The following is a 15350-nucleotide window of genomic DNA, read 5'->3' as shown; positions in this document are numbered from 1 at the left end:
CGCTACTTCAGCACGAATTGGATTGCGCTGTCGATGATTTCGGCACGAGACCCGGTGCCGTGTTCGGCGGTGATCAGATAGTTGGCGATCACCAGTGAGAACGCGAGCATGGCCCGGGCCTCGACCTCGCGCGGATCGTCGCTGATCGTGCCGATCAGATCGCGCAGGTATTCCATGCGCTCGTTATCGACCCGCCGCAGCCGATCGGCGACGGCGGGATCGCGTCGCGCCCATTCGCGGACCGCGAGATCGATGGGCAGCAGTCTGGGGGAGAAGGTGAGCGCACCGGCCTTGCGCACCTTGGCTTTGGCGTCCCCGCCCTCGCGTTCAACGCGCTCGCGCACCTCGTCGACGGTGCGAAGTTCCCAGCTGTCCAGTACGGCGTCGAGCAATTCCTGGCGGCTCGCGAACTGCCGGTAGAACCCGCCCCGGGTGACGCCGAGCCGGGCGGCGAGCGTTTCGACCCGGATGGCCTCGGCACCCGCCTCGGCCAGGATCGCCAGGGCGGCGTCGATCCAGGCTTGTCGGGGAGTGCGCACCGGTGGGGCCATCGATGTCAACCAATCAGTAGTCGGTGCTGTTGATTCAATCATCCGCGATAGATACAGTACTGTTCTGTATCTATCGATGGCGGACGACACACCGCCACCGACGACACTGATCGATAGGGAATCCACATGACGCACCGTGACTCGAACGAGCGGTATGCCGACACCGAACCGCTGATCGTCGAGGAGGTGGGCCTCGATGCCGACACACTCGCCCTCACCACCCTGACCGGCTTCGGGCATTACGACGCGCACCTGTTGCGCACCAGCGCATCCGGTACGCGTCCGGCCGAACAGTGGGCTCGGGAGATTCTGGAGGAGGTGGCCCCGGACGTCGCGACGGCGCTTCAGCGGGGCTGGCGGAGGATCGCGCTCCAGCTCGCCCCCGTCGGCTCCGAGGGGACGATCGCGGGCTGGCCCATCGCGTACTCCGCACCCGAATACCTGCTGCTGCAGGCGGAATCCACCCGTGGCTTCGAAGGTCAGCTGCTCTTCCGCCGCGATGACACCGGCGTGCTGCTGGCGACTTTCGTCCGATTCATCGATCCGGCCGCCCGGGCTATCTGGGAGCGCGTCCTGCCCAACCATCTCGAGTTCGTGCGCTCGCTACTCACCGCGCGGGCCCGGCGGCTCGCGCCCACCGCCTGACCGTCACCGAAACAGCTTCACGCACAAAGGATCTCGAACAATGACCACCGCTTATCACATTGTCGCCATCGTCGCCGCGCTCTGGATCGGCTTCTCCGGGTTCTCCCTGTTCACCCGGAAGCAGTTCGTCGTCGAACCGCTCGAACAGTACGGCGTCCCCGCACCCTGGTGGAATTGGTTGGCGCTGGCCAAATCCGCGGGCGCGCTCGGCCTGATCGCCGGCTTCTTCCTCCCGCCGATCGGTATCGCGGCCGCGCTCTGCCTCATCCTCTATTTCCTGCTGGCGTCGGCGACCTCGATCCGTGCCGGTCACGCGGGATCGGCCATCTTCCCGGTGTTGTATCTGGTGCCCGCCGCGGCGACCGTCGCCCTGCAATTGGCCGCGTGACACCGGCTCGATCCAGCACGACAGCGCATCCGGTGGAACTGCTTTCGGGCGACGGGCGAATTCTCGCTCCGGAGCACCTGCCGGGTGCGGTACTGTCCTGGCCGTCGACCATGTGAGCGGTTGAGGGAGGGGCGTTGGGCACCGATCAGACTCTGCTGCACCGGTTCGTGATCTCGCAGTTGACGGCGATGGGGTTGGATCGAGCACGGCTGATCCGGGAATCCGGGGTGCCGAGCTGGACATTGACCGGCAATGGCGTGCACGTGCCCAGTGAAACCTTCTGGCGGCTATGGGAAGTCGGGGCGCGGGCGCTCGGGGATCCGGATGTGGCGCTGCGGGTGGCGAGCCGGTATGAGCTCAAGGCGACTCGGCTGTACGACTATCTGTTCACCAGTGCGCCGACGCTGCGCGCGGGATTGGCGACGTGCGGGCCGTATGTCAGTGCTGTCACCACCAATCACCGGTTCGACCTGGTGGAGGGTGACGGTGGTCCGGCGTTGCGGCTCGATATGGTCGACGGTGGAGACGCGACGCGGGACTACACCCAGCTGTGGGGTTTGACCGCGGTGCTGACCCGAGCGCGTCGCGTCGTAGACGCTCCGCTGGATCCGATTCGGGTCTCGCTGCGACGGCCCGCGCCGCGCCGGATCGAGGTGTACCGCGAGGTATTCGGTTCCGCCATCATCGAATTCGGCGCGGACACCGATGCCATGACATTCCGCGCGTCCGATCTGGATATGCCGCTCACCAGTGCCGATCCGGTGCTCGCTGCCGTGCTGAAGCCGCTGGCGGAGGCGCTGCCGCCACCCCCGCCACTGGAATCGGCGTGGCCCGAACGTGTAGCGGTCGCGGTCGCCGAGGCACTCGACGCGGGCGATATCTCACTGGAAAGGGTGGCGCGCAGTCTCGCGACAAGTCCGCGCACGCTGCAACGCCGTCTCGCCGAAGCGGGTACGACCTGGCGGCGGGAACTGGACCGGGCGCGCTCGGCCCGGTTGGCCGCGGCCTCGATCGGCGGGCCGGTGAGTAGGGGCAGACAGGCGCAGTTGCTCGGCTACTCCGATACCGCGTCCATGCGCCGGGCGGCCCTGCGCTGGGCGGTGGTCACCCGCTCGCATCCGAACGCGCCATTCGGCTGAGCCGTGCGGGATTGAGCTGGGCCTATGTGGGATTAGGCTGGGCCGCCGGGCTTCTGGGCCGGGCCGTCCAGGGTTTCCGTCAAGCCTTCAGATAGCTGGCGGCGATATTCCAGAACAGCGACCGTTCCATTTCCGAGAAGTCCCAGCCTTCGGTGATCGCGTGCGAAGTGTCGACGATGCCCGGTACGTCGAAGTCATCCCGGGTCGCGGTGCCTTTGGCCTCCAACGCTTCGATCACATAGGCGGTGGCGCGTTCTCGGGAATGTTGCACGACGTCTCCTCACGGGCAGTTCGATGGGGATGTCCGCTCTGGATCAGATCGGCAGCCAAGGGCGTTCGGGATGTCGAACGCATACCCGCACCATGGGTGTGGTGCGGGTATCCAGTGTTGCCTCGTAGTCGCTGCCGGACCAGTGCGGAACGCGTCAGGATCGGGCAAACGCGCCAACCCGGTGGAATTCAGCCCGCGGCCCGCGCCACCAGCTCACCGATGCGAGCTTCGTCCTCGGCGGTCAGGGAAGTCAATGCGAAGGCCACCGGCCATACGGTGCCGTCATCGAGCCGCGCCGGATCGCTGAAACCGAGTGTGGCGTACCGGGACTTGAATTTCGCGGCGCACTGGAAATGCACCACGATCTTCCCGTCACGGGCGTAGGCGGGCATGCCGTACCAGAGCTTCGGGGTCAGCTCGGGGGCATTGGCCTTGACGATGGCGTGAATGCGCTCGCCCAGAACGCGATCGGACTCGTCCATCTCGGCGATCTTGGCGAGCACATCGCGCTCACCATCGGCCTTGGCGTTCTTCGGATTGCGGCGCGCAGTCGTCTTCAGTTCCTGCGCATGGGCTTTCATGGCGGCGCGCTCTTCGGCGGAGAAGGAGACGGCGGACTTGGTGCTGGTGGTCATGTGCTTGTCCTTACGTGAATGAGGTGAAAGTTGCTGGTGCGAGCGGGTTTCAGCGGTCCTGGATGAGGCCGAGCACATTGCCGTCGGTATCGACGAGGGTGGCGACCAGGCGGCCGCCGCCGACCTCGTTGGCGGCCTCCCGCACGGTGGCTCCGGCCGCGGTCATGTCGGCGATCTTGGCCTCGATATCCGGGACGTGCCAGTAGGAGACGGGATTGGTGAGCTGCTGCTTACCGTTGTCCGGGACGAGGCCGATGTGCTGACCTTCGGCGTCGAATCCGACGTAGTAGGGGGAGTCGGTCTGCGGGGCGACACCCAGCAGGGCGGTGTAGACGGCCTTGGCGGCGGCCAGATCGGTGACGGGATGCAGCACGGTTTTGATGCCCTGCGTGGTGGTCATTTTCGCTCCTGACGTGGGGATTCTCGGTGCCGGTGTGGTGTGCTCCGGACGTGATTAAAGCTTCGCTCGCGGAGGGGGTGAGCCACATCCGTGCTCACCACGGAATCCACCACTGAGTGCCGATTCGGTGCTCCGTACCGAGCCGACCGAACGGTCTCGGTGCGGCCCGGGTACGGCAGAATGGGGCGCATGGTTGCGACAGTGGACATCTCGGCGCGGGAAGCCGAGGTGCTCGCGCTGGTCGGAGAGCACCTCAGCAATGCGGAAATCGGCGCGCGCCTGTTCATCTCGGTGCGGACGGTCGAAAGCCACGTCTCCTCGCTGCTGCGCAAGCTCGAGGTAGCCGATCGGCGGGCGCTCGCCCAGCACGCCGCCCACTCCGCACCGGCCGATCGCCCGCAACCCGCCGCCGCCCCGGTGCTGCCGACCCCGCTGACCTCGTTCATCGGCCGCGCGGGGGAGCGAGCCGAACTCACCGAACTGCTGCAGTCCCAGCGCCAGGTGACCGCCGTGGGTCCGGGCGGCGTCGGCAAGACCCGGCTCGCGCTCACCGTCGCCGCCGAACTCGCCGATGAATTCCCGGACGGCGTGTGGTTCGTCGATCTGGTGCCCATCACCAGCCCGGATATCTGTGTGGTCGCCGGAACCGCCGCGCTCGCACTGGGACTCGGCGAACAGCCCGGCCGCGCCATGGACGAATCCGTGCTGGCGGCGCTCGCCGATCGCAATGCCCTACTGGTGCTGGACAATTGCGAGCACGTGCGCGACGGGGTCGCGCCCTTCATCGAACGGCTGCTCGCGAGCTGCCCCGGCGTGACCGTGCTGGCCACCAGTCGCGCCCGGCTCATGGTGCCCTTCGAACGCGTCTACACCGTGCCGCCCATGTCGCTGGCGGGCGCGGGCGAATCCGATGCGGTCGAGTTGTTCATGGACCGCGCGGCGGCGGGCGGCTGGCCACCGAATCAGGCGTTGCGCGAACAGGTTTCCGCGTTCGTCGAGCGGCTGGACGGTGTGGCGCTCGCCATCGAATTGGCCGCCGCGCGCTGGACCACGCTCGGCCTGGACGGTCTCGGCGAGGGTCTGTCGGATCAGCTGCGCATGCTCGCGGGCGGCGCGCGCGCCGATGACCGGCATCGGTCGGTGCGCGCGGCTCTGGATTGGAGTCACGCGCTGCTCGAGCCCGGAGACCGAGTCCTGTTGCGCCGCATAGCGGTCTTCATGAAATCGTTCACCATCGCGGCGGCCGCACAGGTCACCGGATCCGAGAAGGGTTCCGTCGCAACCGGATTGGCGCGCCTGGTGGAGCAGAGCCTGCTCATGGTCACCCCGACCGCCACCGGCACCGAATACCGCGCGCTGGAGACCATCCGCCAGTACGGCATGGAACAGCTCACCGACGCGGGCGAACTCGATGACGCCCGCGCCCGCCATCTCGCCTGGTGCCTCACCGAGGCCACCAACTTGACTGTGGCGCAACCGGATTGGCGTCCCCGCTTCGACGCGGCCGCCGACGACCTGCGAGTGGCCCTGGCCTGGGTCTGCGAACAGCCCGATCGGCGCGCCGACGCCTACCGCCTGACCCGCGACTTCGCGAACCTCGCCTTCACCCGCCACCTCACCGGCGAATCCCAATGGCGCTACGAACAAGCCGCCGCCTTCGCCGACAACCCGGCCGACACGGCCGCCCTCCTCCGCCAAGCCGCCGCGGCCGCGGGTTGCCAACTCAGCGGCGACAATATGTACCGCCTGCACCGCGCCGCCGCCGTGGCCGCCCAGCAGGCGGACGACCCCGCCGGTGCCGCCGCCGACCTGGCCACCGCCGCCACCAGCGCCTACCGCTTCTGGAATACCTTCCAGCAGCACCCGCCACGCGATGAACTGACCGCTTTGATCGCCGAGGCGCGAAACCTCGCCTCCGGCAATGCATCCGCCCAAGCCGCCATCGCTCTTGCCGAGGCCGCAGTCCTCGCCAACGCCTTCGGCGCACCGGATGCATTGCCCGGCAGTACTTCCGGAGTATCCGACGCGAACGGGCACGGTTCGCACGGTTCGCGAATCCCACCGGTGGCACCCGCATCGTCTCACTCCATTCCGGAGGTGCTGCTGCACGCCGAGCGGGCGGTCGAATTCGCGCACCGTACCGGCGATCCGCTGGCCGAATCCGCGGCACTGGACGCGCTCACCGGTGCGCAAAGCCGGGTTGGTGACGCGTTGGCGGCATCGGCGACGGCACGTCGCCGGGTCGCGTTGCTGGCGTCCGCGCCGACGACGCCGGACGGTACGCACGAGTTGATCGAGGCGCTCGGCCAGGCCGCCGAAGCCGGTGTGGGCGTGGGAGATCTGCGCGGTGCGCGCCGGGCGGCCCGCCGCCTGGCCGATCATCCCATGCTGGCCGAGGTGGGGCACCGGGCCACCGGCCGCCTATTGGTGGTGGATGCGCTGGTGGGCAATGTCGAGGATGTGCTCACCCGCAGTGTCCGGTTTTTCGAAGCCTGGCAGCGCGAAGGCTCGCCGAGTGCCCCCGGCCTCGGTGCCGCCGCGACGGGCGTGGCGATGATTCACGGCCTGCGCGGTGACGACGCCGCCCGCGCGGAATGGCAGGCGGTATCGGACCGGCTCGGTGCCGCACCCGGCCACGGCGACCGCGCGGTCTTCAATACGCTCCGGCTGCTGCACCACGGCCGGACCGATGAGGCGTTCGATCACGTGGACGCGGCACCCGCCGACCTGTGGCGGGATTCCCCGTCCCCCTGGCTGCACTGGTACGTGGCCCTACGCGCCGAAACCTGTGCCCTCGACGGTGATCCGGCCGCAACCGACCGCATAGCCGAGGCTCGGGCCGTCGTGGCGGGCAATCCGATCGCCACCGCCCTGGTCGACCGCGCCGAAGCCGTCCTGGCCCGAGATCCGGATCGAATTCTGGCCACGGTCACCGTGTTCGACAACGCCGAGTGCCGATACCAGTCCGCCCGAACCAAAGTCCTCGCCGGTGGCGACCACGCGGCACAGGGCGGGGCCGCCCTCGCGGCGCTCGGCATTGCCCCGATGGCCGCATCGCGGTAATCAAACGGGCAGGGCCGCCGTCAGTTTGGCGAGGAACCGTTCGAAATGCGGATCGGCCGCGGGCAATTCCGGCGCGTCCAGGGGAAACCAGCGCTGATCGGCGAATTCGGCCGGGTCCAAAGCGTATTCGCGGTCGCGGCTGCCCCGGATGACGTACCAGAGCGATACGTCCTCGTGGCTGAGCCCGATTCCGACGGTTGTCGTGATCGTCAGGAACAGCGGTGCGTCGCCGATGACGGTGAAGTCCGCCTCGATGGCGATCTCTTCGACGGTCTCGCGGCGTGCCGTGGTGAGCGGGTGCTCGCCCGGATCGACATGGCCGCCCGTCGGCAGCCAGAGTCCCGCCTTGCGATGCAGGCCCAGCAACACCGCACGGGAGTCCGGATCGACCAGCACCACATAGCTGACCAGATGTCGCGGCGGCGTGGCCGGTTTGACTCTGCGGAAGATGTCATCGGATTCGGACAACCAGCGCAGGGTTTCGGCGATATGCCCGCGTTCCAGGGCATCCCATGGGGTCAGAGTGCGCACGATATCGGCGACAGCGGCCGTGGCGGCTTGCATGTCCGGACCCTAATCTCCGGCACCGACAGTCGATTGGGAGAGTGTGGTCATGAAGGTGCTGGTTACCGGGGCGGCGGGGTACGTCGGCCGAGCAGTGGTCCAGGCGCTGCATACGAGGGGGCATGAGCCGGTGGCGATGGTGCGGCCGGGCGTGCGGGTCGAGATCGCCGATGCGGCCGAGGTCCGGATGGCCGAACTACTGGATGCCGATGGATTGCGGCGCGCGGTGTCCGGGGTGGACGCCGTGTGCCACCTGGCAGGGTTGGGACGTGCACGAGAATCGGTGACGGATCCACTGCCGTATTTCCGGGTGAACACCGGCGGGACGGTGGCACTGGTGGAGGCGATGGCCGTGGAAGGCGTACCGCGCATCGTATTCGCTTCCACCGGAGCGATTTACGGCTCACCGGAAATGCAGCCGATGGGGGAGCACACCCCGGACGCGCCGCCGCATCCCTACGCGGCCAGCAAGCTGGCGGCCGAATTCGCGGTGGAAGCACAAGCTCGGACAGGCGCGCTGGGCGCGGTGGTGGTCAGATTGCTGAATGTTGCCGGAGGAGCCGATCCGGAAGCCACCCGTTTGATCCCCCGGGTGCTGGCCGCGGCACGCGACGGAGAGGTATTGCGTATCAACGGCGATGGCGGCGCGGTGCGCGACTACCTGCATATCGCGGACGCGGCCGCAGCCTTCGCGGCCTGCGTCGAGCACTGCCCCGCACCGGGTACCAGCACCCGCTACAACATCGGCAGCGGTTGCGGCACAAGCATTCTCGATGTGATCGCGGCGGTCGAGCGAGTCACCGGACGCACGGTGGCCCGGGTGCACGGTCCGGCCGCCGCGGAACCGCCGACCCTGATCGGCGATCCCGGCAAGGCGATCGCCGAACTCGGCTGGCGGCCGCGACATTCCGATATCGACGAGATCGTCGCCGCCACCTGGCAGGCGGTGTCGGCGCGTTAGCGCGTCCCCGCCCGGACGCTACGCCGGAGCGGCGGAAGGGAATCCGTCGGTCGGCAGCCACTCCACCACGCGCGTGCCGTCGACCAGATTCGAGACCTGGAACGGATCCTCGGCGAGCAGCTTGCCCACCGTCTCGGCGGAATCGGCGTCGAAGATGAGCAGTGCGCCGGACCCGTCCGGGTACGGGCCGCGCGCCAGCAGGATGCCCTGCTTCGCGAGCCCGGCGAGGTACTCGCGGTGCACGGGACGGATCTCATCACGACCGGGAACGGTCGCCTCGGAGTAGGTGTAGTGGACGGCGAAGATCGGCACGGTATCCGCTTTCTGGTCGAATGGGCTTCGAAGAAGCTAGAGCGTCAACAGCATTCGGGTATTCCCGAGGGTATTGGGCTTCACATAGCTCAGGTCGAGGAATTCGGCGACGCCGGTGTCGTAGGACCGGCACATCTCGGCGTACACCTCGGCGGTGACGGGCGTGCCCTCGATCTCCACGAATCCGTGCCGCGCGAAGAAGTCCACCTCGAAGGTCAGCACGAACACCCGCCCGAGCGAGAGTTCGCGCGCCACGGTGATGAGCTGCTGCACCAGCAGATGCCCGGCCCCGGTCCCCTTGATCTCCGGGTGCACGGCGACCGTGCGGATCTCACCGAGGTCCGCCCACAGCACATGCAGCGCCCCGCAGCCCACGAGTTCCCCGTCGCGTTCGGCGACCCAGAATTCCTGGATCGACTCGTACAGCGTGACCAGGTTCTTCTCCAGCAGGATCTTGCCGGCGTAGAAATCGATGAGGCGTTTTATCGAGGGCACATCAGAGGTTCGGGCACGACGGATGATCGGCGCCGTGGCCGTCATACCGTCTACCGAACCGCTGTGGGGTGCCCGTGTTGTCATGGGGTGCACAGTAGTCGGCCCCGGTACCGATAGGCTTGGGGTGTGTCGCACATCCAGCCTCCCCTCATACCGGAATGGTCCGGGAACCATGGCCGGTGTCGCGGCTGTTGGGGGCGCTGGTGACCGTGCAGCGTGATGAGGTGGAAGGTCGCTGGGCAGATGCCGGTCCGGCGCGATCGGGTTTCGCCCCCGCGACCCCGGGTGTGGTGGAACCGGCGGCCGTGCCGCTGATGAATATCGCCAATGTGCTGACCGTGCTGCGCATCGCGATCGTGCCGCTGTTCCTGGCCGCGTTGTTCGCGGGCGACGGTCATGATCCGCAGTGGCGCTGGGGTGCGGCGGCGCTGTTCGGCATCGCGGCGATCACCGATCGCATCGACGGTCAGCTGGCCCGGAAGTACGGCCTGGTCACCGACTTCGGCAAACTCGCCGATCCGATCGCGGACAAGGCGCTGATCGGCGCCGCGCTGATCGGCCTGTCCATGCTGGGCGATCTGCCGTGGTGGATGACGATCGTGATCGTGGCCCGTGAACTCGGCGTGACCCTGCTGCGCCTGGCGGTGGTGCGGCGCGGGGTGATCCCCGCGGGCCGGGGCGGCAAGCTCAAGACCCTGGTGCAGTCGGTGGCGATTGCGGTGCTGTTGCTGCCGCTTTCCGGCGGATTCGCCAGTGCCGGAATGGCATTGATGTACGTGGCCGTGGTGCTCACCGTGGTGACCGGTCTCGACTACGTGGTGCAGGCGGGCAGGCTGTGGTTCGGTTCGCCCGGCGGCAGCCGTGCCGCCTGAGCTCGACTCGACCCGAACGCCCGGATCATCCGATCCACTCACCTCGCTCGTGCCCGCCGCGGAACTCGTCCACGCGCTGAAAGACGCAGGTCAGACGGTAGCCACCGCGGAATCCCTGACTGCGGGCCTGCTCGCCGCGACCATCGCGGGAATTCCCGGCGCGAGTGCCGTGTTGCGGGGTGGACTGATCGTCTACGCCACCGAGCTCAAGCACGATTTGGCCGGTGTGAGCGCGGACACCCTCGCTACCGACGGCCCGGTCGCCGCGAGCACCGCCGAACAGCTTGCTGTCGGGGCGCGGAGGACATGCGGAGCGGACTGGGGAATCGGCCTGACCGGTGTCGCCGGACCCGATCCACAGGACGGCCGCGAGGTCGGAACCGTGTTCCTCGGCATCGCCGGTGTCCAGGGCACGGAGGTCATCCGGTTGAAACTGTCGGGAGACCGGTGGACGATCAGGGTGGGCGCGGTCCGCGCCGCGGTCGCCGAACTCGTCCGTACTGTTCGAGGCGGGTGAAGCTTCCGGGAACGCGAGACCGACGCCGGACGTTGTCCAGTCAAACGCTGGGTCCGGCGAGACGAGTGTGAGGAGAACGGGATGACGCTGCTGCGAGAAGCGATCGGGGAGAGTCTGCGGCGCGCTCGGGTCGCCCAGAGCCGGACGCTGCGTGAGGTCTCGACCTCGGCACGAGTGAGCCTGGGTTATCTATCGGAGGTCGAACGGGGCCGCAAGGAGGCGTCGAGCGAATTGCTCGCCGCCATCTGCCAGGCCCTGGACGTGCCGTTGGCGCAGGTCCTCGTCGATGTCGGCGCGGCCATGGCCGATGCCGATCGGCTGGCCGCGAAAAAGGCCGTGGCCACGGCGAACGCCTCGCTGGCCCCGGCCGGTGCGGGAGTACGGCCCAGGGGTGGGGACGGCGATGTGGCACGGGCCGGCGATGCCGGTTTCGGGCCGCGGATCGTCATTCCGGCCCCCAAATCGGATCGCCTGGTTCTGGTCGCGGCCAAGTGATCGCCCGCTGCGCGCATGTGATTACGGTGTCGAGCACACCGTGATTACTGTGCGTGGCAGCCGAAAGGGATAAATTCTCTGTAGGCTTCGTGCCGGAGGCGCCGTGCCAGGTACGGGTTTTCCGGCCGCTGCCGCGCAGTGGAGGATATGGGACAACCGGGTGCGTGACGGTCGCGCACTATGTCGCGCGAAGGCGCGCGGCACGTCAGATGGAGGCGGGATCAATCGATGGCTAATCCGTTCGTGAAGGCCTGGAAATACATGATGGCCCTCTTCGATTCCAAGATCGAAGAGCATGCGGATCCGAAGGTCCAGATCCAGCAGGCCATCGAGGAGGCCCAGCGGCAGCACCAGGCGCTGTCGCAGCAGGCGGCGTCGGTGATCGGCAACCAGCGTCAGCTGGAGATGAAGCTGAACCGTTCGCTCGACGAGGTCGAGAAGCTCAATGCCAATGCGCGCCAGGCGGTCATGCTGGCCGATCAGGCCGCCGGTGCGGGCGACACCGAGAAGGCGATCCAATACACCAATGCGGCTGAGGCTTTCGCCGCCCAGCTGGTCACCGCCGAACAGGCCGTCGAGGATCTGAAGGTGCTGCACGACCAGTCGCTGCAGGCCGCCGCTCAGGCCAAGAAGGCCGTCGAGCAGAACGCCATGCTGTTGCAGCAGAAGGTCGCCGAGCGCACCAAGCTGCTGTCCCAGCTGGAGCAGGCCAAGATGCAGGAGCAGGTTTCGGCCTCGCTGCAGCAGATGGACTCCACCCTGTCCGCCCCCGGCACCACCCCCAGCCTGGACGCGGTGCGCGAGAAGATCGAGCGCCGCTACGCCAATGCCCTCGGCGCGGCCGAGCTGGCCCAGAACACGGTGCAGGGTCGCATGATGGAGGTCCAGCAGGCCAGCATTCAGATGGCAGGCCACTCCCGCCTCGAGCAGATCCGCGCCTCCATGCGCGGCGACGCTCTGCCCGCCGGCGGTAACAACCAGCAGGCCGCCGTCCCGAATCCCGCGGCCACGCCGCAGATCAACACCAACAAGGGCCAGGCCGCCCAGCAGTAATTCGAGCGGTAGCGAAAGGCATTACACCGATGGGGAGATCGCGGGCGGACAACACCCCCGCGACCTCCCCTGCCCGTTTCCGCCGCAAATCCCGCCCCGCGGACCCCACCGTCCCCCTCCCCGGCTTCCCTTCCCCCTTCGGTCAGCCCGCCCCGGATCCCGCACCCGCCAACGACTTCCACCCCCGGCCTCCGAATACGCAGGGGTGGCCGGTGGATCCGCAGTCGGATCAGACCACGGCAAGGCACTCCACCAAGCCGCTGCACCGCCCCGAGACCGGCTTCCCGATACCCGATTCCGTGCCGCCCACCGCTCGGACTCGCGCGTACGAAACCGGTGGCTACTCCGAATTCCGGCCCGAATCAGGCTCGGGCGGAGCCGATTCGGCACCGACCCCCGGTTCCTCGGAATCCTCGGGCCGTACGGCGCGAGCGGATTCCGATACCGGTGCGCGCACTTCCCGGAAGCGGTTCTCACGGCCCGGAGCGCGCACGCCCGAACCGATTGTTCCCGAGGCGGCATCGGAGCCACGGATGGCCTGGGTGCCACCGGGTCCGGATGCGCAGGCGCAGTTCGGGTTCGGCAGTGCCGAGGCAACATACGATCATGGTCGTTCCGCCGCCGAGCCCGGTCCCGCACCGGAGTCCTCCGGCCGCAAGCGCGGCCGTGTCGCTCGGGTGGCGCGGGAGATGTTGGCGCCCACCGGGGTTGGGCCCGAGGAGTTGGCGCAGCGGCTGCCGGATACTTTGCGCGGGGTGGGGGAGCAGGCGCTGGTTGCCGTGCGCAAGTGGGCTGATCCGCGCGAGCGGGAGTTGCGTAAGCGGCGGCGGACGCGGCGACGGAGTTTGCGGTTGGGGACCGCGGGCGGGTTGACCACCGCGGGAACCGTTGGGCTGGTGCTCATCTCGGCTCCCGCGTGGGCGGTGATCGTGGTGGGTGGCGGTGCGGTGGCGCTGGTCACCGGAACCGCTGTCACGGCCAAGCGGTATCTGCAATTGCGCAAGGAGCCGCTGCCGCAGGCGGCGTTCGCACCGCGCAAGCTGCCGCCGATCCGGTCGGCGGCGCGGGCGTCGATTTCGCGACTCGTGCGCGCCGAGCGGGCCCTGCACGGGTTGAGCGCCCAGATCGAGCGATCGGGCCGGTTACCGGCCGAAGACCTCAGCGACACTTTGGAAACGGCGTCCTCGGGCGCTGCCGCGCTGCATGCCCTGGCCGCCGATATGGTTGCCATGGAGCAGGCCGCGAATGTGCTCGGCCCGCGCAATTCGCCTCTGGCGGAACATGTCCAGGCCATCACCATCCGCTTGGACGGCGGTGTGGCCGAATTCGAGGGCATGGTCGCCGCCGCCGCGCGCGTCCTCGCCGTCCCGGAGAGCGCCGCGATCACCGACGACCTCGGCTGGGCCATGGTCGGCCTCCGCGATGCCGCCGACCGCCTCGACGGCTGGGCGCAGGCCCTGACCGACCTGGCCGACGATCGCTATCGCGCGAACCCCTAGACCGGCCGAGCGCCTCACCTGCGACTGTTGTCCGGTGGGCCGCCTTCACGCGCGGGAAGTCCGGGTCCGTGCCCGGGGCGTACCCTCGGGGACAACCCTGAACTTTCCCCGATATTGCTGCTGACCTGGTGATTTTCCATTCCGGGCACTGCAGTATTGAGGCATCGGATCGCGCTGATCGCGGTTCGGGAACTACGGGAGGCACGGAATGCTTTGGAAGATCATCGGCATAGTCGCGGTTGTCTGGATCGCGCTCGCCATCATCGGCGCGTTGATCAAGGGGCTGTTCCCGATCCTCATGATCAGCCTGGTCGTTTTCGGTCTGTACCTGGTGTACAAGGCGATGTCGGGCTCGAACAAGAACCCGATGAGCAAGCTGTAGCGGTATCGGAACCCCGCGGGTGGGCCGTTCGGAGACACTCCGAACGGCCCACAGCCATATCCGGACCCATCCGGTGTCGCCGAATGGGAATCGGTCGCGCGGGCGGTACGTTGTCCGCGCTATGGCTGCTACTGCGATCGTCGCCACCAATTACGGTGGTCCCGAGGTTCTCGCTCCGCTCGAGGTGGAGCTGCCCGATCCCGGTCCGGGCGAGGTGACCGTCGAGGTCCGCGCCGCCGGGGTGAATCCCTTCGATTACAAGCGCTACAGCGGTGCGTTCGGCACCGATCCGGCCGCGCTGCCGATCCGGCTGGGGTTGGAGTCGGCGGGTGTGGTGACCGCCGTCGGCCCGGACGCGATCGGCCCGGCCGGTCCGGTCGCCGTCGGTGAAGAGGTGATCGTGCGCGGCGGCGCGTACGCCACCGCGCTCACCGTGCCCGCAGCGACGGTGGTGCCCAAACCCGCCGAGGTGTCCTGGGAGGTGGCCGCCGGACTGCTGGCGGTCGGCGGCACCGCGGTACATCTGGTGTCCGCGACCGATGTCGCGGCGGGCGACACTGTGCTGGTGCACGGTGCGGCGGGCAGTGTGGGCGCGCTGGCCGCACAGCTCGCGGTGGCGCGCGGCGCGCGCGTGATCGGTACGGCCGCACCCGCCCGGCATGAGCGGCTGCGGGCCTACGGCATCGAACCCGTCGAATACGGTCCCGGATTGGCCGAGCGCGTAAAGGCTTTGGCCCCGCAGGGCGTGGACGTCGCGATCGACACCGTGGGAACCGATGAGGCGGTGGATGTTTCGCTGGAGCTGGTCCCGGACCGGCAGCGCATCGCCTCGATCGTGGCCTTCGGGCGAGCGGCTCAGGATGGTTTCCAGGTGCTCGGCGGCGGTCCGGGCGCGGATCCGGGCACCGAGATTCGCGGTGCGGCCTGGCGGGAACTGCTGCCGCTGGTGGCCTCCGGGAAACTGGATCTGCCGATCGCCAAGACCTATCCGCTGACCGAGGCCGCCGCCGCGCACGAGTTCGTCCTTGACGGCCATGCGGGCGGAAAGGTTGTTTTGCTGCCCTGATTTCGGCGAATCGTCCCGTCTGGGTGATCCCCTTCGCATATG

General features: G+C 68.2%; 19 protein-coding genes. 12 read left to right on the top strand and 7 right to left on the bottom strand.

Annotated elements, in window-relative coordinates; translation table 11 throughout:
- Positions 1-2 precede the first annotated feature (2 nt).
- On the bottom strand, positions 3-551 hold the full coding sequence (locus ACFC0O_RS06525) for a TetR/AcrR family transcriptional regulator (RefSeq protein ID WP_375954380.1): 549 nt from the start codon (positions 549-551) through the stop codon (positions 3-5).
- A gap of 126 nt (positions 552-677) precedes the next feature.
- Between ACFC0O_RS06525 and ACFC0O_RS06520 the strand changes: the two genes are divergently transcribed.
- The 3 genes from ACFC0O_RS06520 (at position 678) to ACFC0O_RS06510 (ending at position 2723) form a co-directional block, all read left to right on the top strand.
- Entirely contained in the window at positions 678-1196 is a 519-nt protein-coding gene (locus ACFC0O_RS06520; RefSeq protein WP_375954378.1) for a hypothetical protein, read from the top strand.
- 40 nt (positions 1197-1236) lie between these two features.
- Positions 1237-1584, top strand: a complete 348-nt coding sequence (locus tag ACFC0O_RS06515) for a DoxX family protein (RefSeq protein WP_375954377.1) — start codon at positions 1237-1239, stop codon at positions 1582-1584.
- 134 nt (positions 1585-1718) lie between these two features.
- On the top strand, positions 1719-2723 hold the full coding sequence (locus ACFC0O_RS06510; protein WP_375954375.1) for an AraC family transcriptional regulator: 1005 nt from the start codon (positions 1719-1721) through the stop codon (positions 2721-2723).
- Between the two features lie 79 nt (positions 2724-2802).
- Here ACFC0O_RS06510 and ACFC0O_RS06505 read toward each other — a convergent pair whose 3' ends face one another.
- The 3 genes from ACFC0O_RS06505 to ACFC0O_RS06495 form a co-directional block, all read right to left on the bottom strand.
- The gene (locus ACFC0O_RS06505) at positions 2803-2994 is read right to left on the bottom strand and encodes a hypothetical protein (RefSeq protein WP_375954374.1); all 192 of its coding nucleotides are present in this window, start codon (positions 2992-2994) and stop codon (positions 2803-2805) included.
- 188 nt (positions 2995-3182) lie between these two features.
- Positions 3183-3629 (bottom strand): iron chaperone, encoded by a 447-nt coding sequence (locus ACFC0O_RS06500; protein WP_375954372.1) that lies wholly within the window; start codon positions 3627-3629, stop codon positions 3183-3185.
- Positions 3630-3678: 49 nt separating this feature from the next.
- Positions 3679-4029, bottom strand: coding sequence for a VOC family protein (locus ACFC0O_RS06495; protein WP_375954371.1), 351 nt, complete (start codon positions 4027-4029; stop codon positions 3679-3681).
- A 189-nt stretch (positions 4030-4218) separates the two neighbouring features.
- Here ACFC0O_RS06495 and ACFC0O_RS06490 point away from each other — a divergent pair, with 189 nt between their 5' ends.
- Positions 4219-7092, top strand: coding sequence for a LuxR C-terminal-related transcriptional regulator (locus ACFC0O_RS06490; protein ID WP_375954369.1), 2874 nt, complete (start codon positions 4219-4221; stop codon positions 7090-7092).
- On the opposite strand, the gene ACFC0O_RS06485 is transcribed toward ACFC0O_RS06490, so the two are convergent.
- Positions 7093-7656 (bottom strand): NUDIX hydrolase, encoded by a 564-nt coding sequence (locus ACFC0O_RS06485; RefSeq protein WP_375954367.1) that lies wholly within the window; start codon positions 7654-7656, stop codon positions 7093-7095.
- A gap of 49 nt (positions 7657-7705) precedes the next feature.
- Between ACFC0O_RS06485 and ACFC0O_RS06480 the strand changes: the two genes are divergently transcribed.
- The gene (locus ACFC0O_RS06480; protein ID WP_375954365.1) at positions 7706-8617 is read left to right on the top strand and encodes an NAD-dependent epimerase/dehydratase family protein; all 912 of its coding nucleotides are present in this window, start codon (positions 7706-7708) and stop codon (positions 8615-8617) included.
- 18 nt (positions 8618-8635) lie between these two features.
- Here the strand turns inward: ACFC0O_RS06480 and ACFC0O_RS06475 are convergent, their stop codons facing one another.
- Entirely contained in the window at positions 8636-8929 is a 294-nt protein-coding gene (locus tag ACFC0O_RS06475) for a YciI family protein (protein WP_375954363.1), read from the bottom strand.
- Positions 8930-8965: 36 nt separating this feature from the next.
- The gene (locus ACFC0O_RS06470) at positions 8966-9508 is read right to left on the bottom strand and encodes an amino-acid N-acetyltransferase (protein ID WP_364631163.1); all 543 of its coding nucleotides are present in this window, start codon (positions 9506-9508) and stop codon (positions 8966-8968) included.
- A gap of 119 nt (positions 9509-9627) precedes the next feature.
- Here ACFC0O_RS06470 and pgsA point away from each other — a divergent pair, with 119 nt between their 5' ends.
- From pgsA to ACFC0O_RS06435, 7 genes are all read left to right on the top strand, one after another.
- Positions 9628-10296, top strand: coding sequence for a CDP-diacylglycerol--glycerol-3-phosphate 3-phosphatidyltransferase (gene pgsA, locus ACFC0O_RS06465; protein WP_375955996.1), 669 nt, complete (start codon positions 9628-9630; stop codon positions 10294-10296).
- Positions 10286-10813, top strand: coding sequence for a CinA family protein (locus ACFC0O_RS06460; RefSeq protein ID WP_375954361.1), 528 nt, complete (start codon positions 10286-10288; stop codon positions 10811-10813). Before pgsA ends, ACFC0O_RS06460 begins: the two co-directional genes overlap by 11 nt.
- An 81-nt stretch (positions 10814-10894) precedes the next feature.
- Entirely contained in the window at positions 10895-11308 is a 414-nt protein-coding gene (locus ACFC0O_RS06455) for a helix-turn-helix domain-containing protein (RefSeq protein WP_375954359.1), read from the top strand.
- A gap of 228 nt (positions 11309-11536) precedes the next feature.
- Positions 11537-12361, top strand: coding sequence for a PspA/IM30 family protein (locus ACFC0O_RS06450; protein WP_364631172.1), 825 nt, complete (start codon positions 11537-11539; stop codon positions 12359-12361).
- Between the two features lie 29 nt (positions 12362-12390).
- A complete protein-coding gene (locus tag ACFC0O_RS06445) occupies positions 12391-13860 on the top strand; it encodes a hypothetical protein (RefSeq protein ID WP_375954357.1) in 1470 nt (489 codons plus the stop codon).
- Positions 13861-14068: 208 nt separating this feature from the next.
- Complete coding sequence (locus tag ACFC0O_RS06440) at positions 14069-14242, top strand: hypothetical protein (protein ID WP_364631178.1); 174 nt, start codon at positions 14069-14071, stop codon at positions 14240-14242.
- A gap of 121 nt (positions 14243-14363) precedes the next feature.
- Positions 14364-15308, top strand: a complete 945-nt coding sequence (locus ACFC0O_RS06435; protein WP_375954355.1) for an NADP-dependent oxidoreductase — start codon at positions 14364-14366, stop codon at positions 15306-15308.
- Positions 15309-15350 lie beyond the last annotated feature (42 nt).

This window comes from Nocardia sp. NPDC056100 (genome assembly GCF_042266325.1).
Classification (GTDB): domain Bacteria; phylum Actinomycetota; class Actinomycetes; order Mycobacteriales; family Mycobacteriaceae; genus Nocardia.
This window is presented reverse-complemented; position numbering and strand designations above follow the sequence as displayed.

Bases quoted from the DNA above. Each gene is read 5' to 3' on its own strand.
- ACFC0O_RS06440 (WP_364631178.1), top strand. From the start codon at position 14,069: ATGCTTTGGAAGATCATCGGCATAGTCGCGGTTGTCTGGATCGCGCTC.
- ACFC0O_RS06490 (WP_375954369.1), top strand. From the start codon at position 4,219: ATGGTTGCGACAGTGGACATCTCGGCGCGGGAAGCCGAGGTGCTCGCG.
- ACFC0O_RS06450 (WP_364631172.1), top strand. From the start codon at position 11,537: ATGGCTAATCCGTTCGTGAAGGCCTGGAAATACATGATGGCCCTCTTC.
- ACFC0O_RS06485 (WP_375954367.1), bottom strand. From the start codon at position 7,656: ATGCAAGCCGCCACGGCCGCTGTCGCCGATATCGTGCGCACTCTGACC.
- ACFC0O_RS06500 (WP_375954372.1), bottom strand. From the start codon at position 3,629: ATGACCACCAGCACCAAGTCCGCCGTCTCCTTCTCCGCCGAAGAGCGC.
- ACFC0O_RS06520 (WP_375954378.1), top strand. From the start codon at position 678: ATGACGCACCGTGACTCGAACGAGCGGTATGCCGACACCGAACCGCTG.
- ACFC0O_RS06525 (WP_375954380.1), bottom strand. From the start codon at position 551: ATGGCCCCACCGGTGCGCACTCCCCGACAAGCCTGGATCGACGCCGCC.
- ACFC0O_RS06480 (WP_375954365.1), top strand. From the start codon at position 7,706: ATGAAGGTGCTGGTTACCGGGGCGGCGGGGTACGTCGGCCGAGCAGTG.
- ACFC0O_RS06435 (WP_375954355.1), top strand. From the start codon at position 14,364: ATGGCTGCTACTGCGATCGTCGCCACCAATTACGGTGGTCCCGAGGTT.
- ACFC0O_RS06455 (WP_375954359.1), top strand. From the start codon at position 10,895: ATGACGCTGCTGCGAGAAGCGATCGGGGAGAGTCTGCGGCGCGCTCGG.
- ACFC0O_RS06470 (WP_364631163.1), bottom strand. From the start codon at position 9,508: ATGACAACACGGGCACCCCACAGCGGTTCGGTAGACGGTATGACGGCC.
- ACFC0O_RS06445 (WP_375954357.1), top strand. From the start codon at position 12,391: ATGGGGAGATCGCGGGCGGACAACACCCCCGCGACCTCCCCTGCCCGT.
- ACFC0O_RS06515 (WP_375954377.1), top strand. From the start codon at position 1,237: ATGACCACCGCTTATCACATTGTCGCCATCGTCGCCGCGCTCTGGATC.
- ACFC0O_RS06495 (WP_375954371.1), bottom strand. From the start codon at position 4,029: ATGACCACCACGCAGGGCATCAAAACCGTGCTGCATCCCGTCACCGAT.